Source organism: Streptomyces sp. CA-243310, from assembly GCF_050936775.1.
GTDB lineage: Bacteria > Actinomycetota > Actinomycetes > Streptomycetales > Streptomycetaceae > Streptomyces.
Genome location: NZ_JBNJMF010000001.1, coordinates 1298511 through 1321570 on the forward strand (window position 1 = coordinate 1298511; position 23060 = coordinate 1321570).

Annotated in this window: 25 protein-coding genes and 1 pseudogene; 16 read left to right on the plus strand and 10 right to left on the minus strand. The window is 72.4% G+C overall.

Annotated elements, in window-relative coordinates:
* Positions 1–137: 137 nt before the first annotated feature.
* From ACQEVM_RS06190 to ACQEVM_RS06205, 4 genes are all read left to right on the plus strand, one after another.
* Positions 138–1094 (plus strand): ABC transporter ATP-binding protein, encoded by a 957-nt coding sequence (locus ACQEVM_RS06190; protein WP_433075872.1) that lies wholly within the window; start codon positions 138–140, stop codon positions 1092–1094.
* Positions 1088–1843 carry an ABC transporter permease gene (locus ACQEVM_RS06195; RefSeq protein WP_433075874.1) on the plus strand — a complete coding sequence of 252 codons (756 nt, stop codon included), beginning with the start codon at positions 1088–1090 and terminating at the stop codon, positions 1841–1843. The genes ACQEVM_RS06190 and ACQEVM_RS06195 overlap by 7 nt, the downstream gene beginning before the upstream one ends.
* Positions 1844–1920: 77 nt before the next feature.
* A complete protein-coding gene (locus tag ACQEVM_RS06200) occupies positions 1921–3039 on the plus strand; it encodes a sensor histidine kinase (RefSeq protein WP_433079835.1) in 1119 nt (372 codons plus the stop codon).
* Positions 3036–3653 (plus strand): response regulator transcription factor, encoded by a 618-nt coding sequence (locus ACQEVM_RS06205; RefSeq protein WP_433075876.1) that lies wholly within the window; start codon positions 3036–3038, stop codon positions 3651–3653. The genes ACQEVM_RS06200 and ACQEVM_RS06205 overlap by 4 nt, the downstream gene beginning before the upstream one ends.
* Before the next feature lie 19 nt (positions 3654–3672).
* Here the strand turns inward: ACQEVM_RS06205 and ACQEVM_RS06210 are convergent, their stop codons facing one another.
* Positions 3673–4464, minus strand: a complete 792-nt coding sequence (locus tag ACQEVM_RS06210; RefSeq protein ID WP_433075878.1) for a transglutaminase-like domain-containing protein — start codon at positions 4462–4464, stop codon at positions 3673–3675.
* Positions 4461–5444, minus strand: a complete 984-nt coding sequence (locus ACQEVM_RS06215; protein WP_433075880.1) for a GNAT family N-acetyltransferase — start codon at positions 5442–5444, stop codon at positions 4461–4463. Before ACQEVM_RS06215 ends, ACQEVM_RS06210 begins: the two co-directional genes overlap by 4 nt.
* A gap of 117 nt (positions 5445–5561) precedes the next feature.
* Between ACQEVM_RS06215 and fdxA the strand changes: the two genes are divergently transcribed.
* A complete protein-coding gene (gene fdxA, locus ACQEVM_RS06220) occupies positions 5562–5888 on the plus strand; it encodes a ferredoxin (RefSeq protein WP_008737202.1) in 327 nt (108 codons plus the stop codon).
* A gap of 168 nt (positions 5889–6056) precedes the next feature.
* Positions 6057–7151, plus strand: a complete 1095-nt coding sequence (gene dapC / locus ACQEVM_RS06225; RefSeq protein ID WP_433075883.1) for a succinyldiaminopimelate transaminase — start codon at positions 6057–6059, stop codon at positions 7149–7151.
* Positions 7152–7241: 90 nt separating this feature from the next.
* Here the strand turns inward: dapC and ACQEVM_RS06230 are convergent, their stop codons facing one another.
* Together ACQEVM_RS06230 and ACQEVM_RS06235 are read right to left on the minus strand one after the other, a co-directional pair.
* Positions 7242–7610: an ATP-binding protein gene (locus ACQEVM_RS06230; RefSeq protein WP_433075885.1), complete on the minus strand. Its 369-nt coding sequence runs from the start codon at positions 7608–7610 to the stop codon at positions 7242–7244.
* A gap of 313 nt (positions 7611–7923) precedes the next feature.
* A complete protein-coding gene (locus ACQEVM_RS06235; protein WP_433075887.1) occupies positions 7924–8892 on the minus strand; it encodes a hypothetical protein in 969 nt (322 codons plus the stop codon).
* 156 nt (positions 8893–9048) lie between these two features.
* Between ACQEVM_RS06235 and dapE the strand changes: the two genes are divergently transcribed.
* Together dapE and ACQEVM_RS06245 are read left to right on the plus strand one after the other, a co-directional pair.
* The gene (dapE, locus tag ACQEVM_RS06240) at positions 9049–10128 is read left to right on the plus strand and encodes a succinyl-diaminopimelate desuccinylase (protein ID WP_433075889.1); all 1080 of its coding nucleotides are present in this window, start codon (positions 9049–9051) and stop codon (positions 10126–10128) included.
* 64 nt (positions 10129–10192) lie between these two features.
* Entirely contained in the window at positions 10193–10960 is a 768-nt protein-coding gene (locus ACQEVM_RS06245) for a TIGR00730 family Rossman fold protein (RefSeq protein WP_433075891.1), read from the plus strand.
* Between the two features lie 13 nt (positions 10961–10973).
* Here the strand turns inward: ACQEVM_RS06245 and folP are convergent, their stop codons facing one another.
* Entirely contained in the window at positions 10974–11834 is an 861-nt protein-coding gene (gene folP, locus ACQEVM_RS06250) for a dihydropteroate synthase (RefSeq protein WP_053680480.1), read from the minus strand.
* Positions 11835–11910: 76 nt separating this feature from the next.
* Between folP and ACQEVM_RS06255 the strand changes: the two genes are divergently transcribed.
* Entirely contained in the window at positions 11911–12270 is a 360-nt protein-coding gene (locus tag ACQEVM_RS06255; RefSeq protein ID WP_433075893.1) for a DivIVA domain-containing protein, read from the plus strand.
* The gene (locus ACQEVM_RS06260; RefSeq protein ID WP_433075895.1) at positions 12267–12848 is read left to right on the plus strand and encodes a DNA-3-methyladenine glycosylase I; all 582 of its coding nucleotides are present in this window, start codon (positions 12267–12269) and stop codon (positions 12846–12848) included. Before ACQEVM_RS06255 ends, ACQEVM_RS06260 begins: the two co-directional genes overlap by 4 nt.
* A 73-nt stretch (positions 12849–12921) precedes the next feature.
* Here the strand turns inward: ACQEVM_RS06260 and ACQEVM_RS06265 are convergent, their stop codons facing one another.
* Positions 12922–13725, minus strand: coding sequence for an enoyl-CoA hydratase/isomerase family protein (locus tag ACQEVM_RS06265; protein WP_433075897.1), 804 nt, complete (start codon positions 13723–13725; stop codon positions 12922–12924).
* A 330-nt stretch (positions 13726–14055) separates the two neighbouring features.
* Between ACQEVM_RS06265 and ACQEVM_RS06270 the strand changes: the two genes are divergently transcribed.
* Positions 14056–14223 carry a DUF3117 domain-containing protein gene (locus ACQEVM_RS06270; protein WP_003966491.1) on the plus strand — a complete coding sequence of 56 codons (168 nt, stop codon included), beginning with the start codon at positions 14056–14058 and terminating at the stop codon, positions 14221–14223.
* 156 nt (positions 14224–14379) lie between these two features.
* On the opposite strand, the gene ACQEVM_RS06275 is transcribed toward ACQEVM_RS06270, so the two are convergent.
* Positions 14380–15042 (minus strand): O-methyltransferase, encoded by a 663-nt coding sequence (locus tag ACQEVM_RS06275; protein WP_433075899.1) that lies wholly within the window; start codon positions 15040–15042, stop codon positions 14380–14382.
* 189 nt (positions 15043–15231) lie between these two features.
* On the opposite strand from ACQEVM_RS06275, the gene sigE reads away from it, so the two are divergent.
* From sigE to ACQEVM_RS06300, 5 genes and pseudogenes are all read left to right on the plus strand, one after another.
* A complete protein-coding gene (sigE, locus tag ACQEVM_RS06280; RefSeq protein WP_267800677.1) occupies positions 15232–16011 on the plus strand; it encodes an RNA polymerase sigma factor SigE in 780 nt (259 codons plus the stop codon).
* Positions 16008–16481, plus strand: a pseudogene (locus ACQEVM_RS06285) (zf-HC2 domain-containing protein); the annotation flags it as partial. The gene sigE and the pseudogene ACQEVM_RS06285, both read left to right, overlap by 4 nt.
* A gap of 258 nt (positions 16482–16739) precedes the next feature.
* Complete coding sequence (locus ACQEVM_RS06290; protein WP_433075901.1) at positions 16740–18149, plus strand: S1C family serine protease; 1410 nt, start codon at positions 16740–16742, stop codon at positions 18147–18149.
* 139 nt (positions 18150–18288) lie between these two features.
* Positions 18289–18726: a sec-independent translocase gene (locus ACQEVM_RS06295; protein WP_433075903.1), complete on the plus strand. Its 438-nt coding sequence runs from the start codon at positions 18289–18291 to the stop codon at positions 18724–18726.
* Positions 18727–18868: 142 nt separating this feature from the next.
* Complete coding sequence (locus tag ACQEVM_RS06300) at positions 18869–19600, plus strand: hypothetical protein (protein WP_433075905.1); 732 nt, start codon at positions 18869–18871, stop codon at positions 19598–19600.
* Positions 19601–19703: 103 nt separating this feature from the next.
* Here ACQEVM_RS06300 and ACQEVM_RS06305 read toward each other — a convergent pair whose 3' ends face one another.
* From ACQEVM_RS06305 to ACQEVM_RS06315, 3 genes are all read right to left on the minus strand, one after another.
* The gene (locus tag ACQEVM_RS06305) at positions 19704–20870 is read right to left on the minus strand and encodes an Mrp/NBP35 family ATP-binding protein (RefSeq protein ID WP_433075907.1); all 1167 of its coding nucleotides are present in this window, start codon (positions 20868–20870) and stop codon (positions 19704–19706) included.
* 43 nt (positions 20871–20913) lie between these two features.
* Entirely contained in the window at positions 20914–21492 is a 579-nt protein-coding gene (locus ACQEVM_RS06310) for a DUF1003 domain-containing protein (RefSeq protein ID WP_433079837.1), read from the minus strand.
* 130 nt (positions 21493–21622) lie between these two features.
* The gene (locus ACQEVM_RS06315; protein ID WP_433075909.1) at positions 21623–22894 is read right to left on the minus strand and encodes a magnesium transporter MgtE N-terminal domain-containing protein; all 1272 of its coding nucleotides are present in this window, start codon (positions 22892–22894) and stop codon (positions 21623–21625) included.
* Positions 22895–23060: the final 166 nt, after the last annotated feature.

Sequence of the window (23060 nt, forward strand, 5' to 3'; positions counted from 1 at the left end):
CGAGAACATCGCAGGTCGGAGCCCCCGCCGGAGCATCGCGCGGGGGCTCCGTCATGCCCCCGACATGACAACCGTCATGTCGGGATCACGACCGGCGACACTGCCGCGCGACCCCTCTGCCCGGCGAACCTTGAGCCATGACGACGACAACCGCGACGCAATCAGCCGCCGCCACGACATCCGCCGGCGGCCCGGTGGTGAGCTTCGAGGACGTGACCAAGAGCTACGGCGCCGTCCGCGCGGTCGACGGGCTCTCCCTCGTGCTCCACCCCGGTGAGACCGTCGCGCTCCTCGGCCCCAACGGAGCCGGCAAGTCCTCCACCCTCGACCTGCTGCTCGGCCTGCGCCCCGCGGACTCCGGCACCGTACGGCTCTTCGGCACCACCCCCCGCGAGGCCATCGCCGCAGGCCGGGTCGGCGCGATGCTCCAGAGCGGCGGCCTGATGGAGGACGTCACCGTGCGCGAGGTCGTCGCACTGGGCTGCGCGCTGCACCCCCGCCCGCTCCCCGTCGACGAGGTGCTCACCCGCGCCGGGGTCGACTCCATCGCCGACCGGCTCGTCAACAAGCTCTCCGGCGGCCAGGAACAGCGGGTCCGCTTCGCCCTCGCCACCGCCGGCCACAACGACCTGATCGTCCTCGACGAACCGACCACCGGCATGGACGTCACCTCCCGCCAGGCCTTCTGGGCCACGATGCGCGAGCAGGCCGCACAGGGCCGCACGGTCCTGTTCGCCACCCACTACCTGGAAGAGGCGGACGCGATAGCCGACCGGGTGCTGGTCCTCAACAAGGGCCGACTGCTCGCCGACGGCACCGCCGCCGAGATCAAGGCCAAGGCGGGCGCCCGCAAGATCTCCTTCGACCTCACCGGCGACCCGGTCGACGAGGCGACGCTGCGCGCCCTCCCGCACCTGACCGCCTACGAGCGCCACGGCGACACCGTCCGGCTCCAGTCCCGCGACGCCGACGCGACCGTGCACGCCGTCTACGCCCTGGGGCTCTTCCCCCGGAACCTGGAAGTCGCCGGGCTGGGTCTCGAACAGGCCTTCATCGCCCTCACCGAGGCCGAGGAGGCCGACGCGTCATGCTGAACAACGGAACGACGAAGCTCGTCACGCTCGAAATCTCCCGCGCGCTGCGCAACAAGAAGTACCTGTTCTTCACCGTCCTCTATCCGGCCGCCCTCTTCCTGATGCTCGGCGGCACCCTGAACGGCACGACGAAGGTCATGGGCACCGAACTGACCATGCCCGCCTTCTACATGGTCGCCATGGCCTCCTTCGGCGCGCTGACCGCCGTCCTGATGGGCAACAGCGAACGCATCGCCAAGGAACGCGAGAAGGGCTGGGTCCGCCAACTGCGGCTGACCGCCCTGCCCGGCCGCGGCTACGTCCTCGCCAAGACCGCCAGTGCCGGCGTCCTCTCGCTGCCCGCGATCCTGGTCGTCTTCGCGGTCGCGGCCGGAGTCAAGGGCGTACGGTTCGAGCTGTGGCAGTGGCTGGCGCTGACCGGCTCCATCTGGGCCGGCAGCCTGGTCTTCGCCGCGCTCGGCGTGGCCATCGGCTACCTGGCCAGTGGGGACACGGTCCGACCCATCACGATGCTCTTCTACTTCGGCCTGTCGATCCTCGGCGGCCTGTGGATGCCCACCGCGAACTTCCCGCAGTGGCTCCGGAACATCTGCGAGTGGCTGCCCACCCACGCCTACGCCGGCCTCGGCCAGGCCATCGAACTCGGCGGCGCGCCGCACGCCAAGGACGTGGCGATCCTCGCGGTGTACTTCGTACTGTTCACTGGTGCCGCCGCCTGGCTGTACCGCAAGGACTCACTGAAGGCGTGACGGTGACCAGCGAGACGGACGCCCGGTACACGGCCGCCGGGGGAGACGACCTGGCGGTCGGCGGCCCCCGGATCGGAATGCGGCCGGAGAACCGCCGGCAGCGGACCGTGAAGCTGCTGTGGACGGGCCTGTGGCTCTTCTACCTCAGCGCCCCCGTCATCGACCTGATCCGCGGCGGGCACAGCCTCGGGGCCCGACTGCTCGGCGGCCTGGGCCTCGCGGCCTTCGTCGCCTGGTACCTGGTCCTGGTCCTGCGCAGCGCCCGGCGGATACCGGTCCGCCACGTCCTGATCTCGCTGACGGTCCTGGCCGCCCAGGCCACGATCCTGTCCCTGTCCCTGGGCCGCGAATGGCTCGTGCTCTTCGTCTACGTGGCCATCGCCTCCGGGGCCGCCCTGCCCGGGGAGATCGCCCGCTGGACCGTCCCCGGCGCGACCGCCCTGCTGGCCGTGACGGCGCTGGCGGTCCCGGGCGGGGACCAGTACCTGGCCGGCCTGCTCATCCCGGCCCTGATGGGCGGGTTCGCGATGATCGGCGTCCGCGCCATGGTCCGTACGACGATGGAGCTGCGACAGGCCCGGGCCACGGTCGCCCAACTCGCCGCCAACGAGGAACGGCTGCGGATGGCCCGCGACCTGCACGACCTGCTGGGGCACTCGCTGTCGTTGATCACGCTCAAGAGCGAGCTGGCGGGCCGGATGCTGCCGGACCGGCCCGACGCGGCCGCACAACAGGTCGCGGACATCGAACAGGTCAGCCGACAGGCGCTGGTCGACGTGCGGGAAGCCGTGAACGGCTACCGACGCCCCACCCTGCCCGGCGAACTGGCCGGCGCCCGTACCGCGCTGGCCGCGGCCGGCGTGCGGGCGGACATGCCCGTCGAGTGGACGCGGGAACTCCCGGAAGACGTCGAGTCGGCCCTCGCCTGGTCGCTGCGCGAGGCCGTGACCAACGTGGTTCGGCACAGCGGAGCGCGCCGGTGCGTCGTCACCCTCGACATCCGACAGACGCTGGCGGGACCGGTGGCCGAACTGAGCGTCCGCGACGACGGATCGGGCGGCCCCGCCGAGGCCGGCAACGGACTGACCGGACTGACGGAACGCCTGGAGGCGGTCGGCGGCAGCCTCACGGCCGGCTCCGCCGGCAAGACCGGCTTCCGCCTGCTCGCCCGCGTCCCCCTAGGATCGACCCCATGACCTCACGGCCCATCAGGATCCTCCTCGCCGAGGACCAGTCCATGGTCCGGGAGGCGTTGGCCGCACTGCTCGGCCTCGAACCCGACATCGAAGTCCTCGTCCAGGTCGCGCGCGGCGACGAGGTGGTGCCCGCTGCCCGCGCCCACGACGTGAACGTCGCCCTGCTGGACATCGAGATGCCCGGCATGACGGGCATCGAGGCCGCAGCCGCGCTGCGGGCGGCCCTGCCCGGGCTGCGCATCGTCGTCCTCACCACCTTCGGCCGCCCCGGCTACCTGCGCGGCGCGATGGAGGCGGGAGCCTCCGCGTTCCTCGTCAAGGACGCGCCGGCCGCGCAGTTGGCGGACGCGGTACGCAGGGTCCTGGCGGGGGAGCGCGTCATCGACCCCACCCTGGCCGCGGCGGCCCTCGCGGAGGGCGCGAACCCGCTGACGGACCGGGAGCGGGAGGTCCTGCGGGCGGCGGAACGCGGCGCGACCAACGCGGAACTCGCCGAACGCCTGCACCTGTCCCCGGGCACCGTGCGGAACTACCTCTCGACGGCGATCCAGAAACTCGCGGCCCGCAACCGCGCCGAGGCCATCCGCACGGCCCGCGAGAAGGGCTGGCTCTGATCGGCCCCCGGTCCGGACCTCAGTTCAGGAGGGCCCGGGCCGACACGGCCTCCGAGCGGATCCGGGCCGCCGCCCCCGCGTCCACCGCGTCCACCACCTCCGCGTACGCCTCCAGCTCCACCGCACCCGTCACGAACTCGCCCCGCTCCACCAGCAGCCGCCCCCGCTCGTAGCGCAGCGACGCCGGGTGCGACGGCAACAGCAGTGACAGGTCCAGCGCCCACAGCGCGACCGCCGAATGCTCCGGGCGCGTCGCGGCCCACGCCCGGATGTTGTTCAGGATCCGCAGCACGACGTCCAACGTGCGCGCCGGCGTCCGGGGCTCCGCGGCCGACTCGGCGGGACCGGCACCCAGCGAGGCGCCCCCCGCGAACGGGTCCACGACCACTCCCTCCTCCGGGTCGCCGAAACCCACCACGAAGTGCCCCGGCAGGCCCAGCCCGTACACCGGCGCGCCCGCCCGCCGCGCCACCTCCAGCCAGACCACCGACAGCAGGATCGGCAGGCCACGGCGCCGCCGCAGCACCTGGTGCAGCAGGGAGGACGACAAGCGTTCGTAGTCCGCCGGCGTGCCGTGGAAGCCCAGCCGGCCACCCAGCAGCTCCGTCACGGCCGAGGCCCAGGCCCGCCCGCCGCGCAGGCCGTACGGCAGCATGCCCGCCAGCCGGTCGAGTTCGATCTGCGCCCAGTCGATGCCGCGTTCGTCGAGGTCGGGGTCGCCCTCGGCCGCCAGCAGCAGGCACAGCAGGGCCAGGTCCGGCCGCTCCGAGCGGGCCTCCTCAGCGAACCGGGCCCGCGAGGCCGAACTCACGCCGCCGCCCGGAAGTGGTGGTACGCGTGGTGCGTCGCGAAGCCCAGACCGTCGTACAGGGCCCGCGCGCCGGGGTTCTCCGCCTCCACCTGGAGCCAGGCCGCCGAGGCGCCCTCCTCCAGGGCCCGCCGCGACAACGCCGCCATCACCGCCGTGGCCAGGCCCTGGCGCCGGTGCCCCGGATCGACGTCCACCGCGCCGAAACCGGCCCAGCGCCCGTCCACCACCATCCGCCCGATCGCCCGGCCGCCGCCCAGCACGGCGAACCACACCGAGGGCCCCTCGACCAGCATCCGCCGCGCCAGGTCGGGATCGCGGACCTTCCCGTAGCGGGACAGCCACCGCTCGTCCGGGGCGCGCAGCAGCCGCACGTCCGACACGTCCGCGTCCACGTCCGCGACCGGCGCGAGCGCCCCGATCCGCACCTGCGCCGAGACCTCGTTGACCCACCCCAGCCGCTCCAGCTCCGCGCACAACAGCTCCTGGGTGCCCGCGGCGCCCGTCGCGGCCTGCACGTACGCCGGAAGTCCGCGTTCCGCGTACCAGGACGTCACCCGCGCGAGTGCCTCCGGAACGGGCATCCCGGGGTCACCCAGCGCAAGCGCAGAGTTGGCCCGCCGGGTGAAGCCCCCCGCCGCGCGCAGCGTCCACGCGCCCAGCGGCTCGCTCTCCAGCGGCTGCCAGGCCCGCGCCGTCACCCGCGAGAGCTCCTCGAAGGAGGCCGCGGGACCCCTGCGGCGGGCGGGCGCGGCGGGCACCGTCTTGCCCGCCACCAGCGAGGATTCCGCGATCCGGACGGACGTGCCGTCCTTGCGTGTGATCGTGAGCACACCGTCGTTCCAGGATGTGAGAACACCGACGGTGTCCGTGAACGAGGGGGAGTCGCTCCGCCCGGCCTCCACCCGTCGTACAGAGACTCGTTTACCCACGTCAGCAGCGGTGATACGGATCTCCAGCAGCCCACCGGCAGTGATTTCCACAGCTCTGTCCGCCCCTCCTGTTCGGATCGTGCCCGGGAACGGAGATACTAGGTGCGGGCATCGACGACGCCGCGCTCCCGCGCGATATGGAAAGCCCTACCGAGGAGGAACGAGAGCGTGACCTACGTCATCGCGGAGCCTTGTGTCGACGTCAAGGACAAGGCATGCATCGAAGAGTGCCCCGTCGACTGCATCTACGAGGGCCAAAGGTCCTTGTACATCCACCCGGACGAGTGCGTCGACTGTGGTGCGTGTGAGCCGGTCTGCCCGGTCGAGGCCATCTTCTACGAGGACGACACTCCGGAGGAGTGGAAGGACTACTACAAGGCGAACGTCGAGTTCTTCGACGAGCTCGGTTCGCCCGGTGGTGCCTCGAAGCTGGGCCTGATCGAGCGCGATCACCCCTTCGTCGCCGCGTTGCCGCCCATGGGCGAGGGCCACTGACGGCCACCGCCTCCCGGCGGCCCCCCGGACGGTGTCCGGGGGACGAACGCGTGCTTCGGTCCCGTACGGCTTCCACGCCGGCGGGACCGACCCGTTTCCGCGGCGGTGCGAGCGCAGTGACCCGGCCGCACCGCCCCTGTCCAGCACCCAGAGAGAGCAGAGACCACCGTGGCCGCAGTATCCGACCGTCTTCCCGCCTTCCCCTGGGACGAGCTGGAGCCGTACAAGGCGACGGCGGTCGCCCACGCGGACGGGATCGTCGACCTGTCGGTCGGCACGCCCGTCGACCCGGTCCCCGAGGTCATCCGGCGCGCCCTGATCGAGGCCGCGGACTCCCCGGGCTACCCGACGGTGTGGGGCACGGTCGCGCTGCGCGACGCGATCACCGGATGGTTGCGCGGACGCCTCGGCGCGAGCGCCGCCGGGCACCGCAACGTACTGCCCGTGGTCGGCTCCAAGGAACTGGTGGCCTGGCTGCCGACCCAACTCGGTCTCGGCGCGGGCGACAAGGTGGCCTACCCCCGACTCGCCTACCCGACGTACGAGGTCGGCGCGCGCCTGTGCGGCGCCGAGGCCGTCGTGTACGACGACCCGACCGAACTCGACCCGGCCGGCGTGAAGCTGCTGTGGCTCAACTCCCCGTCCAACCCCACCGGCAAGGTCATCCCCAAGGAAGACCTGATCCGGATCGTGGCCTGGGCGCGCGAGCACGGCGTCCTGCTGTTCAGCGACGAGTGCTACCTGGAACTGGGCTGGGACACCGACCCCGTCTCGGTCCTCCACGACGACGTGTGCGGCGGCTCGTACGAGGGCATCGTCGCCGTCCACTCGCTCTCCAAGCGGTCCAACCTCGCCGGGTACCGGGCCGCCTTCATCGCCGGTGACCCCGACGTCCTGGGCGAACTGCTGGAGATCCGCAAGCACGGCGGCATGATGACCGCGGCCCCCGTCCAGAACGCCGTGGTCGCGGCCCTCGGCGACGACGCCCACGTCGCCGCGCAGCGCGCCCGGTACGCGGCCCGCCGCGACGCGCTGCGCACCGCCCTGGAGGCCCACGGCTTCCGCATCGAGCACAGCGAGGCCGGCCTGTACCTGTGGGCGACCCGCGACGAGCCCTGCCGGCAGACCGTGGCCCACCTCGCCGAGCTGGGCATCCTGGTCGCCCCGGGCGACTTCTACGGGGAGGCGGGCGCGAACTTCGTCCGCATCGCCGTCACCGCCACCGACGAGCGGGTCGAGGCAGCGGTCAAGCGCCTCGGCTGAGCCGGGAGCGGCCCGCGCGGCGCCGTGGACAGCCCGAGGGGCCGGGAGTTCGTGCTCCCGGCCCCTCGGTGTTCCTCGTCCGCGCGGTGGTCAGCCGCCCAGGCCGCCGGCCAGCGGCAGGCCACCCAGCGGGAGGGTCTGCGCCGAGGGCAGCCCCGAGGTGGGCAGCGCGTCGGTCGGCAGCCCCGAGGTCGGCAGCCCCGAGGTCGGCAGACCGGCCAGCAGCGGGCCGGCCGCGCCGGTCAGTTCGGCCGGGGCGGCCTTCGTCACGGCGCTCGTGGCCGTCGCGGCGGTGTCGCCCGCGCCGTCGGCGGCGTCCGGCGCGGTGAGCGTGCCCAGTTGCGGCACGGACTCCAGGCCCGCGGCACTGGCCGCGCCGGCCGCACCGACCACGGGTGCTGCGCCGGCTGCGAGGAGCAGCGCGGCACGGGCGATCCGACGGGTCAGGGGGAGGGACATGTTGCTCCTAAGCGGTAGCGGCTGAGTACGCCGTGTACAACCGCTCGCAGGGCGGGCGAAGTTGCGGACCCGTCGGGTAAAGGATCGGTAACGCATCGTTTAATCGGCTTCCGGGAAAAGCGCACCGGACGCGCGCCCACCAGGCGTTCCGTCCGACCCGACCCCCCGGGGTCCCCCGAACCGGTCACCCCCGTACGAGGGACGTCCCGCACGCCCGAACGAGCCCGTGAACGGGACCACTGAACGAGCCCGTGAACGAGCCCCCGGCCACGCCGTCTTCGTCCCGCCGGGCCGCCGCGCGCGACGGGACGCCTCAGCGCGCCAGGAAGATCCGCACCCCGTCGGCCCCCGCCGCGGGCGCATCGCCGGCACCGCCCGCGGCCCCCGTCCCGCCCTTCGCCCGCCACCGGCCGTCCGACTCGCCCGCGACCCAGCTCCCCGGGGCGTACGACACCCGGGCGATGCCCATGTCGCGCGCATGGGCCACCGCCCACTGCGCCACCAGCCGATTGCGCCGCAGCTCGGCCTCGTCGGTGCCGCGCGTCGGCGCGACCGCGAGCTCGCTCCGCCCGCCCGGTCCGGACTCCCCGGCGGTCGCCGGCTCGGCGCGGGCGTCGAGCCGCATCTGCTTGCCGAAGATCCGCGTCAGCTCCGTGCGCACCCGCTCCGGATCGCCCGGCGCGGTCGGAGCGGGACCGCCGCAGTCCACCGAACCCTCGCCGCCGAACGCCGCGGTCAGCACCACCGCGTCCGGCTCGTGCTTCGCGTACGCCTGCGGGAAACCACTGAGCTGCACCTTCTGCGCGGCCACCGTCAGGGGGAGCCGCGAGTACCCCTTCACCTCGGCGAGCCGGTCGTAGAAGATGCCCGCCGAGTACACGGGGTCCATGATCTGCTCCGCGGTGCCCCACCCCTGCGTGGGCCGCTGCTGGAACAGCCCGAGCGAGTCCCGGTCGCCGTGGTCCAGATTGCGCAGCGCCGACTCCTGCATCGCCGTCGCCAGCGCGATCGTCACCGCCCGCTCCGGAAGCCCCTTCGAGACGCCGACGGCGGCTATCGTCGACGCGTTCGCCGCCTGCTCCGGGGACAACTCGTAGGTCTGGGCCGAGCCGTCCTCCTCGCCCGCCCCCGAGGTCCGGGCCGTGCAGTACGGGGGACCGTCACCGCCGGTCGACTCGTACTGGACGACGAGGTACCCGCCGAGCGCGAGCAGTACGAGCAGACCGGCGACCTTGGGCAAAGGCCGACGGCGACGCGGGCGGGAACGATCGGTGCGGGACACGCGGCCCACCGTACTTGAGGCGGATGACGGGCCGCCCTGACGAGTCCCCCGACTTCGGGACGGGCCTCGGGACGGGCCTTCGGACGGGCCCGGGTGACGCGTCCACCCGACGGACGGACCGGGCCCACCGGCGACCCGGGCGTTAGGGTCGGTTCCATGCCCGAATCCGAGCTGGACCTCACCCTGGACGCTGCCGAGCTGACCGCCCGGCTCGTCGACATCCCTTCCGTGAGCGGCGACGAGAAGGTACTCGCCGATCTCGTGGAAAACGCGCTGCGCGGCCTCCCGCACCTCACCGTCGACCGCTTCGGCAACAACGTCGTCGCCCGTACGCACCTCGGCCGCGCCGAACGCGTCGTACTCGCCGGGCACCTCGACACCGTGCCGATCGCCGACAACGTCCCGTCCCGACTGGACGAGAACGACGTCCTGTGGGGCTGCGGAACGACGGACATGAAGTCCGGCGTCGCCGTGCAACTGCGCATCGCGGCCACCGTGCCCGAGCCGAACCGGGACCTCACCTTCGTCTTCTACGACCAGGAGGAGGTCGCCGCCGACCTCAACGGCCTGGGCAAGGTCGCGGGCGCCCACCCCGACTGGCTCGTCGGCGACTTCGCCGTCCTCCTCGAACCCTCGAACGCCGAGGTCGAGGGCGGCTGCCAGGGCACCCTGCGGGTACTGCTGCGGACCAGCGGCGAACGCGCCCACTCGGCGCGCAGTTGGATGGGTTCCAACGCCATCCACGGCGCGAGCCCGATCCTCGCCACGCTGGCCGCGTACGAACCGCGCAAGCCCGTCATCGACGGCCTGGAGTACCACGAGGGCCTCAACGCGGTCCGCATCGAGGGCGGCGTCGCCAACAACGTCATCCCGGACTCCTGCACGGTGACGGTCAACTTCCGCTACGCCCCCGACCGGGACGAGGCGGAGGCGCTGGCCCACGTCAAGGAGGTCTTCGCGCACTGCGACATCGCCGAGTTCGTCGTCGACGACTCCTCCGGCGGCGCCCTCCCCGGCCTCGCCCACCCGGCGGCCGCGGCGTTCATGGAGGCCGTCGGCGGCCGGGCCATGCCCAAGTTCGGCTGGACGGACGTGTCCCGCTTCAGCGCCCTCGGCGTTCCCGCGGTCAACTACGGTCCGGGCGACGCGCTGCTGGCCCACAAGGTCGACGAGCGGGTCGAGACGAAGGCGATCCTGCACTGCGAGGAACGACTCCGTGCCTGGCTGACCTCCTGAATTCCGCTTCTCGTCACCTTTGTGCGCCTACCCTGATCCAACGATCAGCAGGAGGGAGCACATCATGGGCAACCCCGGCAATCTCGGCGGGAACGCTCGTCGTCGGCCCGAGGAGCAGCAGCTCGGTCCGGTGCTGCGCAGGCGGAGTCAGGTCCAGGCGGGCAGTACGACGGACCAGCGGCTGCTGGACTCGGCCGGACCCTCCGAATGGGTGCACACCGATCCCTGGCGGGTCCTGCGCATCCAGTCGGAGTTCATCGAGGGCTTCGGCACGCTGGCGGAGTTGCCGCCGGCGATCAGCGTGTTCGGATCGGCCCGTACTCCGGTGGACTCGCCGGAGTACGAGGCGGGCGTACGGATCGGGCACGCGCTCGTCGACGCCGGCTTCGCCGTCATCACGGGCGGCGGCCCCGGCGCCATGGAGGCCGCCAACAAGGGGGCGCGCGAGGCCAACGGGGTCTCGGTCGGTCTGGGCATCGAGCTGCCCTTCGAACAGGGCCTGAACCAGCACGTCGACCTGGGTCTGAACTTCCGTTACTTCTTCGTCCGCAAGACGATGTTCGTGAAGTACAGCCAGGGCTTCGTGGTCCTGCCGGGCGGACTCGGCACGCTGGACGAGATGTTCGAGGCGCTGACCCTGGTCCAGACGCAGAAGATCACCCGCTTCCCGATCGTGCTCTTCGGCACGGAGTACTGGAGCGGGCTGATCGACTGGCTGAAGAACACGGTGATCGCGCAGGGCAAGGCCTCCGAGCGCGACCTGTACCTCTTCCACGTCACCGACGACGTGGACGAGGCGATTGCGCTGGTGACCAAGGAAGTCGGCAAGTAGGTCCGTCGACGCGCTACGCGAGTCCCCGGCGGGCGACCGCCGGGGGCCGCAGCCCCTGGATCGAGCGCACCATGTCCAGGACCTGCCGCGTCTCCGCGACCTCGTGGACCCGGTAGACCTGCGCGCCCAGCCAGGCCGAGACGGCCGTCGTGGCCAGGGTGCCCAGCAGGCGCTCCTTGACCGGCTTGTCGAGGGTCTCGCCGACGAAGTCCTTGTTGGACAGGGAGACCAGCACCGGCCAGCCGGTGTCGGTCATCTCCGCCAGGCGCCGGGTGGCCTCCAGCGAGTGGCGGGTGTTCTTCCCGAAGTCGTGGCCCGGATCGATCATGATCGCGTCCCGCCGGACGCCCAGTGAGGCCGCCCGCTCGGCCAGGCCCACCGTGACGCGCAGGATGTCCGCCATCACGTCCTCGTAGGAGGTCCGGTGCGGGCGGGTGCGCGGCTCGACCCCACCGGCGTGGGTGCAGACGATGCCGACGTCGTACCGGGCGGCGACCTCCGCCAGGCGGGGATCCACCCCGCCCCACGCGTCGTTCAGCAGATCGGCGCCGGCCTCGCACACCGCCTCCCCGACCTCGTGCCGCCAGGTGTCCACGCTGATCACCACGTCCGGGTGGCGTCGGCGCACCTCGGACACGAACCCGACGGTACGACGGGCCTCCTCGACCGCGTCCACGTGCTCGCCCGGACCGGCCTTGACCCCACCGATGTCGATGATCGCGGCTCCCTCGGCGACCGCCTGCTCGACCCGGTCCAACGCGGGCTCGTCGCGGAACGTCGCGCCCTGGTCGTAGAAGGAGTCCGGAGTCCGGTTCACGATGGCCATGATCACCGGCTCGTCGGTGTCGAACTCGCGCCTGCCCAGTCGCAGCATCCCGCTCTTTCCTCCTTCGGCGACCCTCTCGCCTCGTCTGTGACCTTAACCTGGTGCCCGGAAGCCTCTCAGGGAGATGATCGTGTTCTGGTTCTTGCTGATCGCGCTGGTCGTGGTCGTCGCCGCGGTCACCCTCGCGGTCGTCGGTGGAGGTGCCGAGGCCGTCCTGCCCGAGGCCGAGCCGGACCGGGTGGCCGACGGGCTGCCCGGGGCCCGACCGGTCGCCCGGACGGACATCGACGCGCTCCGCCTGCCCGTCGCCGCGCGCGGCTACCGGATGGCCGAGGTCGACGACGTACTCGACCGGCTGGGAGCCGAACTGGCGGAGCGCGACGCGCGGATCGCGGAACTCACGGCGCGGCTCGCGGCGGCGCCCGAGGACGACGCGCCCCCCGCCGCGGCGGGCCGGGTGGACCTCGGCAAGGACGGCCGGTGACCGGCTCCGCGGTCACCGGCCCCGACGGCGGCCCGCGCTGCCCGTGGGCCGTGTCCACCGAGGACTACCTCGCCTACCACGACACGGAATGGGGCCGCCCGGTCCACGGGGACGACGCGCTCTACGAGCGGCTCTGTCTGGAGGCGTTCCAGTCGGGCCTGTCCTGGATCACGATCCTGCGACGCCGCGAGGGATTCCGGAAGGCGTTCGCGGACTTCGAGATCGCGGCGGTGGCGCGGTTCGACGAGAGCGACGCGGCACGGCTGCTGCTGGACGAGGGCATCATCCGCAACCGGATGAAGATCGAGGCCACGCTGGCGAACGCGCGGGTCCTGGCGGGCTGGAGGGAAGGGCGGCTGGACGAGCTGATCTGGTCCCACGCCCCGAAGCGGCCGGGCCGGGCGCCGAGGACCGTCGCCGACGTCCCGGCGACCACCGACGCGTCCACGGCCCTCGCCAAGGACCTCAAGAAGGCCGGCATCCGCTTCGTCGGCCCGACCACCGCCTACGCCCTGATGCAGGCCTGCGGTCTGGTCAACGACCACCTTGCCGCCTGCGTCTCCCGCGACGGATCCTGACCGCCCCCGGCCGCCGACGCGCCGGCGGCCGGGGCGCGGAGCGCGCCTGATCGGCCGACCGCCGGTCGGCCGATCAGCGACCCAGGTACTTCGGGGTCTCCTTCGCCAGGAACGCCCGCACCGCGATCCCGTGGTCCTCGGACGCCCCGGCACGCGTCTGGAGCTCGTCCTCGCGGGTGAGCGCCTCCGGGAGGCCGTGGGAGGCGCCGTACGCCAGGGACTCCTTGAGGGCCGCGTAGGCCACCGTGGGGCCCGCCGCGAGGGCGCGGGCCACGGACTCGGCCTCGGCGGCCAGCGACTCGGACGGCACCAGACGGTTGGCGATGCCCAGCTCGAACGCCTCCTTCGCCTTCACGGACCGCGGGAAGAACAGCAGGTCGGCGGCGCGCGAGGCACCGATCAGACGCGGCAGGGTCCAGGACACCCCCGAGTCGGCGGTCAGCGCGACCCCCGCGAACGAGGTGTTGAACGACGCCGTGTCGGCCACCACCCGGAAGTCGGCCGCCAGCGCGAACCCGAAGCCGGCCCCGGCCGCGACCCCGTTGACGCCCGCGACCACCGGCTTCGGCATCTGCGTGAGCGCCCGCACGATGGGGTTGTAGTGCTCCGCGACCGTGCTCATCGTCAGCGACGAGCCGGTCTCGCGGTCGGCGGCCAGGTTCCCGATGTGCTCCTTGAGGTCCTGACCGACGCAGAAGGCCCGGTCGCCGGCCGCGGTCAGCAGGACCGCCCGTACCGCCGTGTCCGAGCCGGCCTCCTCGACCGCGTCGCGCAGGGCGACCTTGGTCTCGGTGTTCATGGCGTTCATCGCGTCGGGCCGGTTGATCGTGATGGTCGCGAGTCCGTCGGTCACTTCGTAGAGCACGCTGTCGGCCATGGCGGGGGTCCCCCTTCGTCGCGGGCTTGGCTACCGGCCGGTATCGGGCGGTGCAAGGGCCAGCATGGCGGACCCGGACCCGGCCGGACATGTGATGTGCGTCAATAAAGCCGAGGGCAGGCGCCAAGGCAGCGGCGAAGTATCGCAGGCGGGTCCCCGAAATGAGTGGTTTTGGTCAAGCGCGTTGCAGAAGCGTTCCCGACCGATGTTGGTCATCGGGTCCTGACATGCGGGATAATGGCCGGGAAGCAATGTGTTCGATGCCGGGTACTAGGCGCCTATGTGGGGCCGTCGGCTGACGATGAGCTGGTTTCAGGAAGGGGAACGAGCATGGCGGCCATGAAGCCGCGGACGGGCGACGGCCCGCTCGAGGTCACCAAGGAGGGGCGGGGCATCGTCATGCGCGTACCGCTCGAGGGCGGCGGTCGGCTCGTCGTCGAGCTGACTCCGGACGAAGCGGACGCCCTGGGTGACGCCCTGAAGAAGGTCGTCGGCTAAGCGGTCGGCAGTACTTTCACCATGCATTCTCTGCACTGCCCCGGTCGCGTCACGCGGCCGGGGCAGTGTTGTTCCCGGGGTGGGGTCGCCCGGCGCGCGGTTCCCGGGGTGCGCGACGTCGCCACCGGGCCGCGCGGGGCGAACGGGCGCGGGCGATCAGCGCCGGACCGCGCACAGCAGGCCGTCGCCCACGGGGAGCAGCGCGGCCTCCAGGGCGGGGGTCTCGCGGACGGTGCGCAGCAGTTCGCGGACCCGGAGCACCTCCACCGGCTGGGCCGCGGAGTCGACCGTGCGGCCGTCCGAGAAGACCCCCTCGAAGCACACCAGCCCGCCGGGCCGCAGCAGCCGCAACGATTCCGCGAGGTAGTCGAGGGACTCGGAGGGGTCCCCGTCGCAGAAGACCAGGTCGTACCCGCCGTCGGCGAGCCGCGGCAGTACGTCCAGCGCGCGGCCGGGGATGAAGCGGGCCCGATTGACCGCGAAACCGGCGGCGCGGAACGCCTGGCGGGCGAAGGCCTGCCGGTCGGCCTCGGGATCCACCGTGGTCAGCACCCCGTCGGGGCGCATGCCGTGGAGGAGGTGGATGCCGGAGACCCCGGTGCCGGTGCCGATCTCGGCGACCGCCTTGGCGTCCGCGGTGGCGGCCAGCAGGCGCAGTGCGGCCCCGGTTCCGGGGGAGACCGAACGCAGTCCCGCCTCCCTGGACCGGTCGCGGGCCCATCGCAGAGCGTCGTCCTCGGCGACAAACGCGTCGGCGAACGCCCAGCTCGTCTGCCGGTTGCCGCTAATGACCCTCTCCTGTCCCCATAGTTGGCGCAACGGTGACTGTATCCGTTGACGTCGGGAACCCGCAGATGGGACCGGGCGTTGAAAGAGGTGTGTGCGGGACGGACGCCGGAGGTCGGCGAACACCCGTGGACGAGAGGGCGAGCGGGGGCGTCGGAAGACCCGCGACCCGTGCAAAGTTAGTGCAAAAATCTTTATCCGGAGCTGACGGGAGGGGTGGCTATGGTAGGGACTCCACTGGACACCACCAGAGCCGACAGGGGAGGTGCGGCTGCGCCTGTGGATCGTGGAGGCGTGCTCAGGCGCCTCTTCTGGTCGGCCGGCGAGCCGAAATCCGTGACCGACATTGCTGACCGCTTCCACACCGCCGCATCCGCTACCACCGCGACCTTTGCCGCCGATGCGGGCTCGCAGGCGTGGACCCCTCCCTCGTGGGAGGAGATCGTCAGCACGCACAGTGCGCGGGTCTACCGTCTCGCCTACCGCCTGACGGGCAACCAGCACGACGCCGAGGACCTGACGCAGGAAGTCTTCGTCCGCGTCTTCCGCTCGCTGTCCACGTACACGCCCGGCACGTTCGAGGGCTGGCTGCACCGCATCACGACGAATCTCTTCCTGGACATGGTCCGCCGCAAGCAGCGGATCCGCTTCGACGCGCTCGGCGACGACGCCGCCGAACGGCTGCCCAGTCGCGAGCCGTCCCCCCAGCAGGTCCTGCACGACACGCACTTCGACGCGGACGTGCAGCAGGCGCTGGACACCCTCGCCCCCGAGTTCCGCGCGGCCGTGGTGCTGTGTGACATCGAGGGCCTGTCGTACGAGGAGATCGCCGCCACGCTCGGCGTGAAGCTCGGCACCGTGCGCAGCCGCATCCACCGCGGCCGCTCCCACCTGCGCAAGGCGCTCAAGCACCGGTCTCCCGAGGCCCGTGCGGAGCAGCGCGCGCTGGCCGGGGTGGCGGTGGGCGCGCCGGGTGCCGGGGGAGAGGGCGGAGCCGAGTGAGCGGAGCCCGTCCGTCCCCCGCCGAACAGCACCTGGGCGACCGTCTCGCCGCCCTCGTGGACGGCGAGTTGAGCCATGACGTGCGCGAGCGGGTGCTCGCCCACCTGGCCACCTGCCCCAAGTGCAAGGCCGAAGCCGACGCGCAGCGTCGGGTGAAGAGCATGTTCGTGGAGAGCGCGCCCCCGCCGCTGTCCGCCGGACTGCTGGCCCGCCTCCAAGGTCTCCCCGCAGGCAATCCCGACGGTCCGCCGCCGCCCTCCGGCCCGCCGGGCGCCGATCCGTTGTCCCCCTTCGGGTACGCCGCCCCGGCTCCCTCGCGCGAGGGTTTCAGGATCCATGAGATGGGGCGACCCAGACGTCGCTTCGCTTTCGTCGCCGCGGGAGCCGTGTCGTTGGCCGCCATCGCGCTCGGCGGGTCGCTGCCGCTGGACGCCGTCGAGCCCAACGCCCGGGGAGACGCGCCCGCGACCAGGCCCGGGCCGTACGCGCCGTTGACCGACGCCGTGGTCCGTGACCGGTTGCCCAGCCCCGGTGGCCTGCCCACGCTCGCCCCGCCCGGCCCCACCGTGTCGGCCCGCCCGGCGGTCTCCCTGTCCCGGTGACCGCCGCCCCGTGCCCCGTCGTTCGCGTCGCGGGTTCGGGGGCGGGGCTCCCCCTGATGGCCGGACCTGGTTGAATCGGCGGCAGATGCGCCGCCCGGCGGTGCGACAGGTACGCGGGGAGCGCGCATGTCCGACAGCCAGCAGACCGACGCGTCGCGGGCGCCACAGTGGTGGAGCCGGCCCGACGGCCCTGCGAAGGCGCGACCGGCGGAGGTGCCCTCGCAGCGCGTCGACCCGCAGGGCCCGGACCCGGAGCACGGGCTCCTGGCCGACCCGGACGACGCTTCCGACCCGGACGCCGCGACCGCGGTCGCTGCCGAGGCCGGCGTGGGTGCGGGGGTCGATCCCGAGGCGGGGCCCGAGGCCGCGCCGCGGTACGACCCCTGGGCGGCCCGGCCGCTGCACGTGGTGGACCGGGGGCGGGAGCCGCGCGGGTTCCGCATGTGGCGGGTGGTGGCCCTGGCGGTCGGCGTCGCCCTCCTCGCCGGCGGCGTCGGCGGCTTCCTGGGCGTCCTCGCGGAGCGCCGCAGCAGCACCCGCCTCGAACTCCCGCAGGCCGCCGTCGACTCCAAGGGGCGGGCCCCCGACAGCGTCGCCGGGATCGCCGCCTCGGCGCTGCCCGGTGTGGTCACCCTCCACGTCAGCGGCGGCGGGGGCAGCGGCACGGGTACGGGCTTCGTGCTCGACCCGCAGGGACACATCCTCACCAACAACCACGTCGTCGCCGACGCCAAGGACATAACGGTCACCTTCAGTACGGGGGAGAGCGTCCCCGCCACACTCGTCGGCCGGGACGGCGGATACGACCTGGCCGTGGTCAAGGTCGACGGGGTGCGCGGACTGCGGCCCCTGACCCTCGGGAACTCCGAGAACGTCAAGGTCGGCGACCCGGTGGTGGCCATCGGAGCCCCCTTCGACCTCTCCAACACCGTCACCGCGGGCATCATCAGTGCCACCGGGCGCCCCATCACCGCGGGCGGCGACAAGGGCAACGGCAGTGACATCAGCTACGTCGACGCCCTCCAGACCGACGCGCCGATCAACCCCGGCAACTCCGGCGGTCCGCTCCTCGACGCCCGCGCCCACGTCATCGGCATCAACAGCGCCATCCGGGGCGCCGACAAGAGCGGCGACGGAGACGAGGAGGGCCGCCAGAGCGGCAGCATCGGCCTCGGCTTCGCCATCCCCGTGAACCAGGGCAAGCGGGTCGCGGAGGAACTCATCAGCACCGGGCACGCCACCCATCCGGTCATCGGAGTCACCCTCGACATGCAGTACAAGGGCGACGGAGCCCGTGTCGGGACCAAGGCCGCGGACGGCAAGCCCCCGGTGGTCGCCGACGGGCCGGGAGCCCGCGCCGGGATCAAGGCGGGCGATGTGATCACCAAGGTGGACGGGCAGCGGGTGCACGGCGGGGACGAGCTGATCATCAAGATCCGGGCCCACCGACCGGGCGATTCCCTCAACCTGACCGTTCTGCGCGAGGGCAGGGAGCGCATGCTGGACGTGGCACTGGGTTCGGCCGACGGCTCGTGACACGAGGAGCGCGCCCGACGCGCCCCGGGCGCCGGACGGCGGCGAAAGTGGTGCCCGTGCGGTACGGGCGTATGGGTCCCGAGGCATCGACGGGTACCGTTGTGCCGGCCGGACGTGAAAAGAGCCGAGGAGCGGCAAGGTGTTCAACGACATAGGCGCACTCGAGCTGGTCACGATCGTCGTGCTGGCCATTCTCGTGTTCGGTCCGGACAAACTGCCGAAGATGATCCAGGACGTCACCGGGGTGATCCGCAAGATCCGGTCGTTCTCCGACAGTGCCAAACAGGACATCCGCTCCGAACTGGGCCCGGAGTTCAAAGACTTCGAGTTCGAGGACCTCAATCCCAAGACGTTCATCCGCAAGCAGCTGACGGAGAACGAGGACCTCAAGGACATCCGCAGCAGCTTCGACCTCCGCAAGGAGCTCAACGACGTCACCGACGCCGTGAACGGCAAGGAGCCCGAGGCGCCCGCGACCCCGTCCGCGCCCGCCGCGAGCACCGGCCCCGACCTGCTGAAGAAGCCCGCCGCCCCGTCCCCCGAGCAGCGCACTCCCTTCGACGCCGACGCCACCTGAGCCGTCGCCTGCCCTGTGATCCGGAGTCGGATGGCTATCCTCCATCTGTCCGTCCGGACGCAGGACGCCCGAGGGAGGGGGTCCCCCCAGCGAGTCGAGGGGGAGGGCCGTTCCGGACCCCAGGGAACGAGAGGCCGCCCAGATGGAGACGACGAGCAGTAGTCGGGTGGGCGCGCAGCCTGCCGAAATCCCCGCAGAGCTGCCCGCGGACGACCCGCAGGCACAGCAGGACCCGCAACAGAACCCCGCGGGGGCCCAGGAGGGCCCCGGCCCCACCCCTGCGGCCCGTCGGGCGGCGCAGGAGTACCTGCGGGCGGAGTTCCCCTGGTACGGCCTGGACGGGGCCTTCACCGGCCCCCGCCGGCTGATGCAGGTGGGCACCGCCGCGGACGGGAGCGTGGAGCACGGTTCCACGGGCCACGGGGACGAGCCGTCCGTGCGCGGGGAGATCGCCACCGGCGAGAAGGAACGCTTCGCGGTGGTCATCACCGTCGCCAGCAACCCGCTCCGCCGCAGCGCCGACGGAACCGGCGTCCTGGAGGCCACCTCGGTCTCCTCGGCCGCCTGGCTGGCCGGTTCGGGCCTGCTGGCCTACAGCTGGCCCGGCCAGATGGACCACAGCCTCCGCGACGACTGGCTCGACCAGCAGACCGAGGCGGCCTGGGAACTCGCCGACGACCTCGACGGCGAGGACTGGTCGACGCTGTCCCTGCCGGTGGACGGGGAGCCGACACCGTTCCACTACCGCGAGTCGGAGTTCGGCTGGGTGCTCGCCGGCTCCCGGGGCGGGGTGCACCTGGGCGCGTACGGGCGCGGCATGAGCGCGTACGGGCTCGGCTTCTCGGTGATCGGGGACCTGGACGCGTACCGGTAGCCGCCGTACTCCCGCGCCCCCACGACGCAGACGCGGGGCGGGGCGGGCCACGGAAACGGGGGAGGGCACCGCCGATCGGCGGTGCCCTCCCCCGTTCGGGCTCCTAGAACTTGTTGCGCGGGGTGATCCCCAGCGACATGCCCGAGAGACCGCGGGCCCGGCCGCCGAGCTTGCCGGCGATGGCGCGCAGGGCCGCGCCGGCGGGGGAGTCGGGGTCGGACAGGACGACCGGCCTGCCCTCGTCGCCGCCCTCGCGCAGACGGACGTCGATCGGGATCGAGCCCAGCACCGGCACCGAGGCGCCGACCGTCTTCGTCAGCCCGTCGGCGACCCTCTGCCCACCGCCCGAGCCGAAGACGTCCACCATCTCGTCGCAGTGCGGGCACGGCAGGCCCGACATGTTCTCGACGACGCCGACGATCTTCTGGTGGGTCTGCACGGCGATCGAACCGGCCCGCTCGGCCACCTCGGCGGCGGCCTGCTGCGGGGTGGTCACCACGAGGATCTCGGCGTTCGGCACCAACTGGGCCACCGAGATCGCGATGTCGCCGGTGCCCGGCGGCAGGTCGAGCAGCAGGACGTCCAGGTCACCCCAGAACACGTCCGCCAGGAACTGCTGGAGCGCGCGGTGCAGCATCGGACCGCGCCAGACCACCGGCGCGTTGCCCGGGGTGAACATGCCGATGGAGATCACCTTCACGCCGTGCGCGGAGGGCGGCATGATCATGTTCTCGACCTGGGTGGGGCGCCCGTCCACGCCGAGCATGCGCGGCACGCTGTGGCCGTAGATGTCCGCGTCGACCACGCCGACCTTCAGACCGTCCGCGGCCATCGCGGCGGCGAGGTTCACCGTCACCGAGGACTTGCCGACGCCGCCCTTGCCGGACGCGACCGCGTACACACGGGTCAGCGAGCCCGGCTTGGCGAAGGGCACCTCGCGCTCGGCGGTGCCGCCGCGCAGCGTGTTCGCCAGGTCCTTGCGCTGCTCGTCGCTCATCACGTCGAGGGTGACGGCGACGGAGGTGACGCCGGCGACGCGCTCGACGGCCTCGGTGACGTTCTTGGTGATGGTCTCGCGCATGGGGCAGCCCGACACCGTCAGGTAGACGGTGACGGCGACCGCGCCGCCGTCGCCGATCTCCACCGATTTCACCATGCCGAGTTCGGTGATCGGCCGGTGGATCTCGGGGTCGTTCACCGTCGCCAGCGCGTCCAGGATCGCGTCCTGCTCGGGCACGGCGGCGTCGGCGGAGCTTGTGTCGGTAGCCATGTACCCGATGGTACGGCTCGCCGGCACGCCGTCGGTAAGCCCGTCAGCGGTCGCCTTCGTCACGTTCGGGGGCCAGCAGCCGCCGCTCGTCCATCTCCTTGATCAGGTCCTGGAACTCCGACCTGATCCAGTCGCGCGTCGCGACCTCGCCCATGCCCATGCGCAGTGAGGCGATCTCCCGCGTCAGGTACTCGGTGTCGGCGATGGACCGCTCGTTCTGCTTGCGGTCCTGTTCCAGGTTGACCCGGTCCCGGTCGTCCTGCCGGTTCTGGGCGAGCAGGATCAACGGGGCCGCGTAGGAGGCCTGGAGCGACAGCATCAGCGTCAGGAAGATGAACGGGTACTGATCGAAGCGCAGGTGCTCGGGCGCGAAGACGTTCCACAGCACCCAGGCGACGACGACGATCGTCATCCAGACGATGAACCGGCCCGTGCCCAGGAACCGCGCGACCCGCTCCGAGAGCCGCCCGAAGGCCTCCGGGTCGTACTCGGGCAACAGCCGGCGGCGCGCCGCCCGCGGCTGGTCCAGCCGCCGGACGCGCGAACGCGTCAGCGCGCTCGACCCGGACGGGCCGCTCCCCTTGGAACGCTCCGAGGAGCGTTCAGGGCGGTCCGCCCGCAGCCGCTCCGCGGCCTCCTCCAGCCGGTCCGACAGCCCCTCGCGGGCATGGTCGCGCCGCTCCCGCCGCTGCTTGCGCGCGGCGTCGCCGCGCGGGGTGCCCGAACTCCGGCCCCGATCGCCACGCCCCCGCTCAGTGGCCACTCACGGCCTCCTCGGAATGGAAGTCCGTCTCCCGCCAGTCGTCCGGCAGCAGGTGGTCGAGCACGTCGTCGACGGTCACCGCGCCCAGCAGCGAGCCGCTCTCGTCGACCACCGGCACCGCGACCATGTTGTAGGCGGCCAGGTAGCTGGTCACCACCGGCAGCGAGGCCTCCGGCCGCAGCGGCGGCAGGTCGGTGTCCACGATCGAGCTGACCAGGGTGAACGGCGGATCCCGCAGCAGCCGCTGGAAGTGCACCGTCCCCAGGTACTTGCCCGTCGGCGTCTCGTCCGGCGGCCGGCACACGTACACCTGCGCCGCCAGCGCCGGCGACAGGTCCGACTGCCGTACACGGGCCAGCGCGTCGGCGACCGTGGCGTCCGGGCGCAGCACGATCGGCTCCGTGGTCATCAGACCGCCCGCCGTGCGTTCCTCGTACGACATCAGACGGCGCACGTCCGCGGCGTCGTCCGGCTGCATCAGCGTCAGCAGCCGCTCCTTGTCGTCCTCGGGCAGCTCGGACAGCAGGTCGGCCGCGTCGTCGGGGTCCATCGCCTCCAGGACGTCGGCCGCGCGCTCCTCCTTCAGCTTGCCGAGGATCTCCACCTGGTCGTCCTCGGGCAGCTCCTCCATGACGTCCGCGAGCCGGTCGTCGTCGAGGGCGCTGGCGACCTCGGCGCGACGCTTCGGCGTCAGGTGGTGCAGTACGTTCGCCAGGTCGGCCGGCCGCATCTGCTCGAAGGTCGCCACCAGGCTCTCGGCGCCCTGCCCGTGCTCCTCCAGCGAGAACCCGCTCACCGCGGACCACTCCACCGTGAGGGTCTCGCCGCGCCGGCGCAGCGCGCCCGCCTTGCCCTTGCGCACGAAGATCCGGTCGATCTCCCAGTCCCGGCGGGCGGGCAACTGCTGGATGGCCACGTCCAGGACGGTGACCTCCTCGCCGGTCGCGGTCAGCCGCACGCGCCGGTCGAGGAGCTCGCCGAGGACCAGCCGCTCGGTGGGGCGCTGCTCGAAGCGCCGCATGTTGACGACACCGGTGGTGATGACCTGTCCGGACTCCACGCCCGTCACCCGGGTCATCGGCAGGAAGATCCGGCGCCGGCTGACCACCTCGACGACCAGGCCCAGCAGTCGCGGTGGGCGACCGCCGACGCGCAGCATGGCGACGATGTCGCGGACGCGGCCGACCTGATCGCCGTTGGGATCGAAGACGGGCACACCCGACAGATGCGAGACGAAGATCCGCGGGGCGCCTGCAGCCATCCGAGCGCCTCCTAGAGCGTGAACCAACCGTCGATCAAGAGTCGTGCCGAGCCTCAGGCTAGCCCGTGCCGCCGGTCAGCGTCCTGGTGGGGCCGTCCGGCCGGGGGCGGCGCGGCCGTCCGAGCCGTGCGGGGGCCGCCGTACGGAGCCCCCGCCCGGCTCTCCG

Coding starts and splice junctions, on each gene's coding strand:
- ACQEVM_RS06190 (WP_433075872.1), top strand. CDS start 138: ATGACGACGACAACCGCGACGCAATCAGCCGCCGCCACGACATCCGCC.
- ACQEVM_RS06195 (WP_433075874.1), top strand. CDS start 1,088: ATGCTGAACAACGGAACGACGAAGCTCGTCACGCTCGAAATCTCCCGC.
- ACQEVM_RS06200 (WP_433079835.1), top strand. CDS start 1,921: ATGCGGCCGGAGAACCGCCGGCAGCGGACCGTGAAGCTGCTGTGGACG.
- ACQEVM_RS06205 (WP_433075876.1), top strand. CDS start 3,036: ATGACCTCACGGCCCATCAGGATCCTCCTCGCCGAGGACCAGTCCATG.
- ACQEVM_RS06230 (WP_433075885.1), bottom strand. CDS start 7,610: ATGTCCCTCCCCCTGACCCGTCGGATCGCCCGTGCCGCGCTGCTCCTC.
- dapE (WP_433075889.1), top strand. CDS start 9,049: ATGCCCGAATCCGAGCTGGACCTCACCCTGGACGCTGCCGAGCTGACC.
- ACQEVM_RS06245 (WP_433075891.1), top strand. CDS start 10,193: ATGGGCAACCCCGGCAATCTCGGCGGGAACGCTCGTCGTCGGCCCGAG.
- folP (WP_053680480.1), bottom strand. CDS start 11,834: ATGCTGCGACTGGGCAGGCGCGAGTTCGACACCGACGAGCCGGTGATC.
- ACQEVM_RS06255 (WP_433075893.1), top strand. CDS start 11,911: ATGATCGTGTTCTGGTTCTTGCTGATCGCGCTGGTCGTGGTCGTCGCC.
- ACQEVM_RS06265 (WP_433075897.1), bottom strand. CDS start 13,725: ATGGCCGACAGCGTGCTCTACGAAGTGACCGACGGACTCGCGACCATC.
- ACQEVM_RS06270 (WP_003966491.1), top strand. CDS start 14,056: ATGGCGGCCATGAAGCCGCGGACGGGCGACGGCCCGCTCGAGGTCACC.
- sigE (WP_267800677.1), top strand. CDS start 15,232: ATGGTAGGGACTCCACTGGACACCACCAGAGCCGACAGGGGAGGTGCG.
- ACQEVM_RS06290 (WP_433075901.1), top strand. CDS start 16,740: ATGTCCGACAGCCAGCAGACCGACGCGTCGCGGGCGCCACAGTGGTGG.
- ACQEVM_RS06300 (WP_433075905.1), top strand. CDS start 18,869: ATGGAGACGACGAGCAGTAGTCGGGTGGGCGCGCAGCCTGCCGAAATC.
- ACQEVM_RS06305 (WP_433075907.1), bottom strand. CDS start 20,870: ATGGCTACCGACACAAGCTCCGCCGACGCCGCCGTGCCCGAGCAGGAC.
- ACQEVM_RS06315 (WP_433075909.1), bottom strand. CDS start 22,894: ATGGCTGCAGGCGCCCCGCGGATCTTCGTCTCGCATCTGTCGGGTGTG.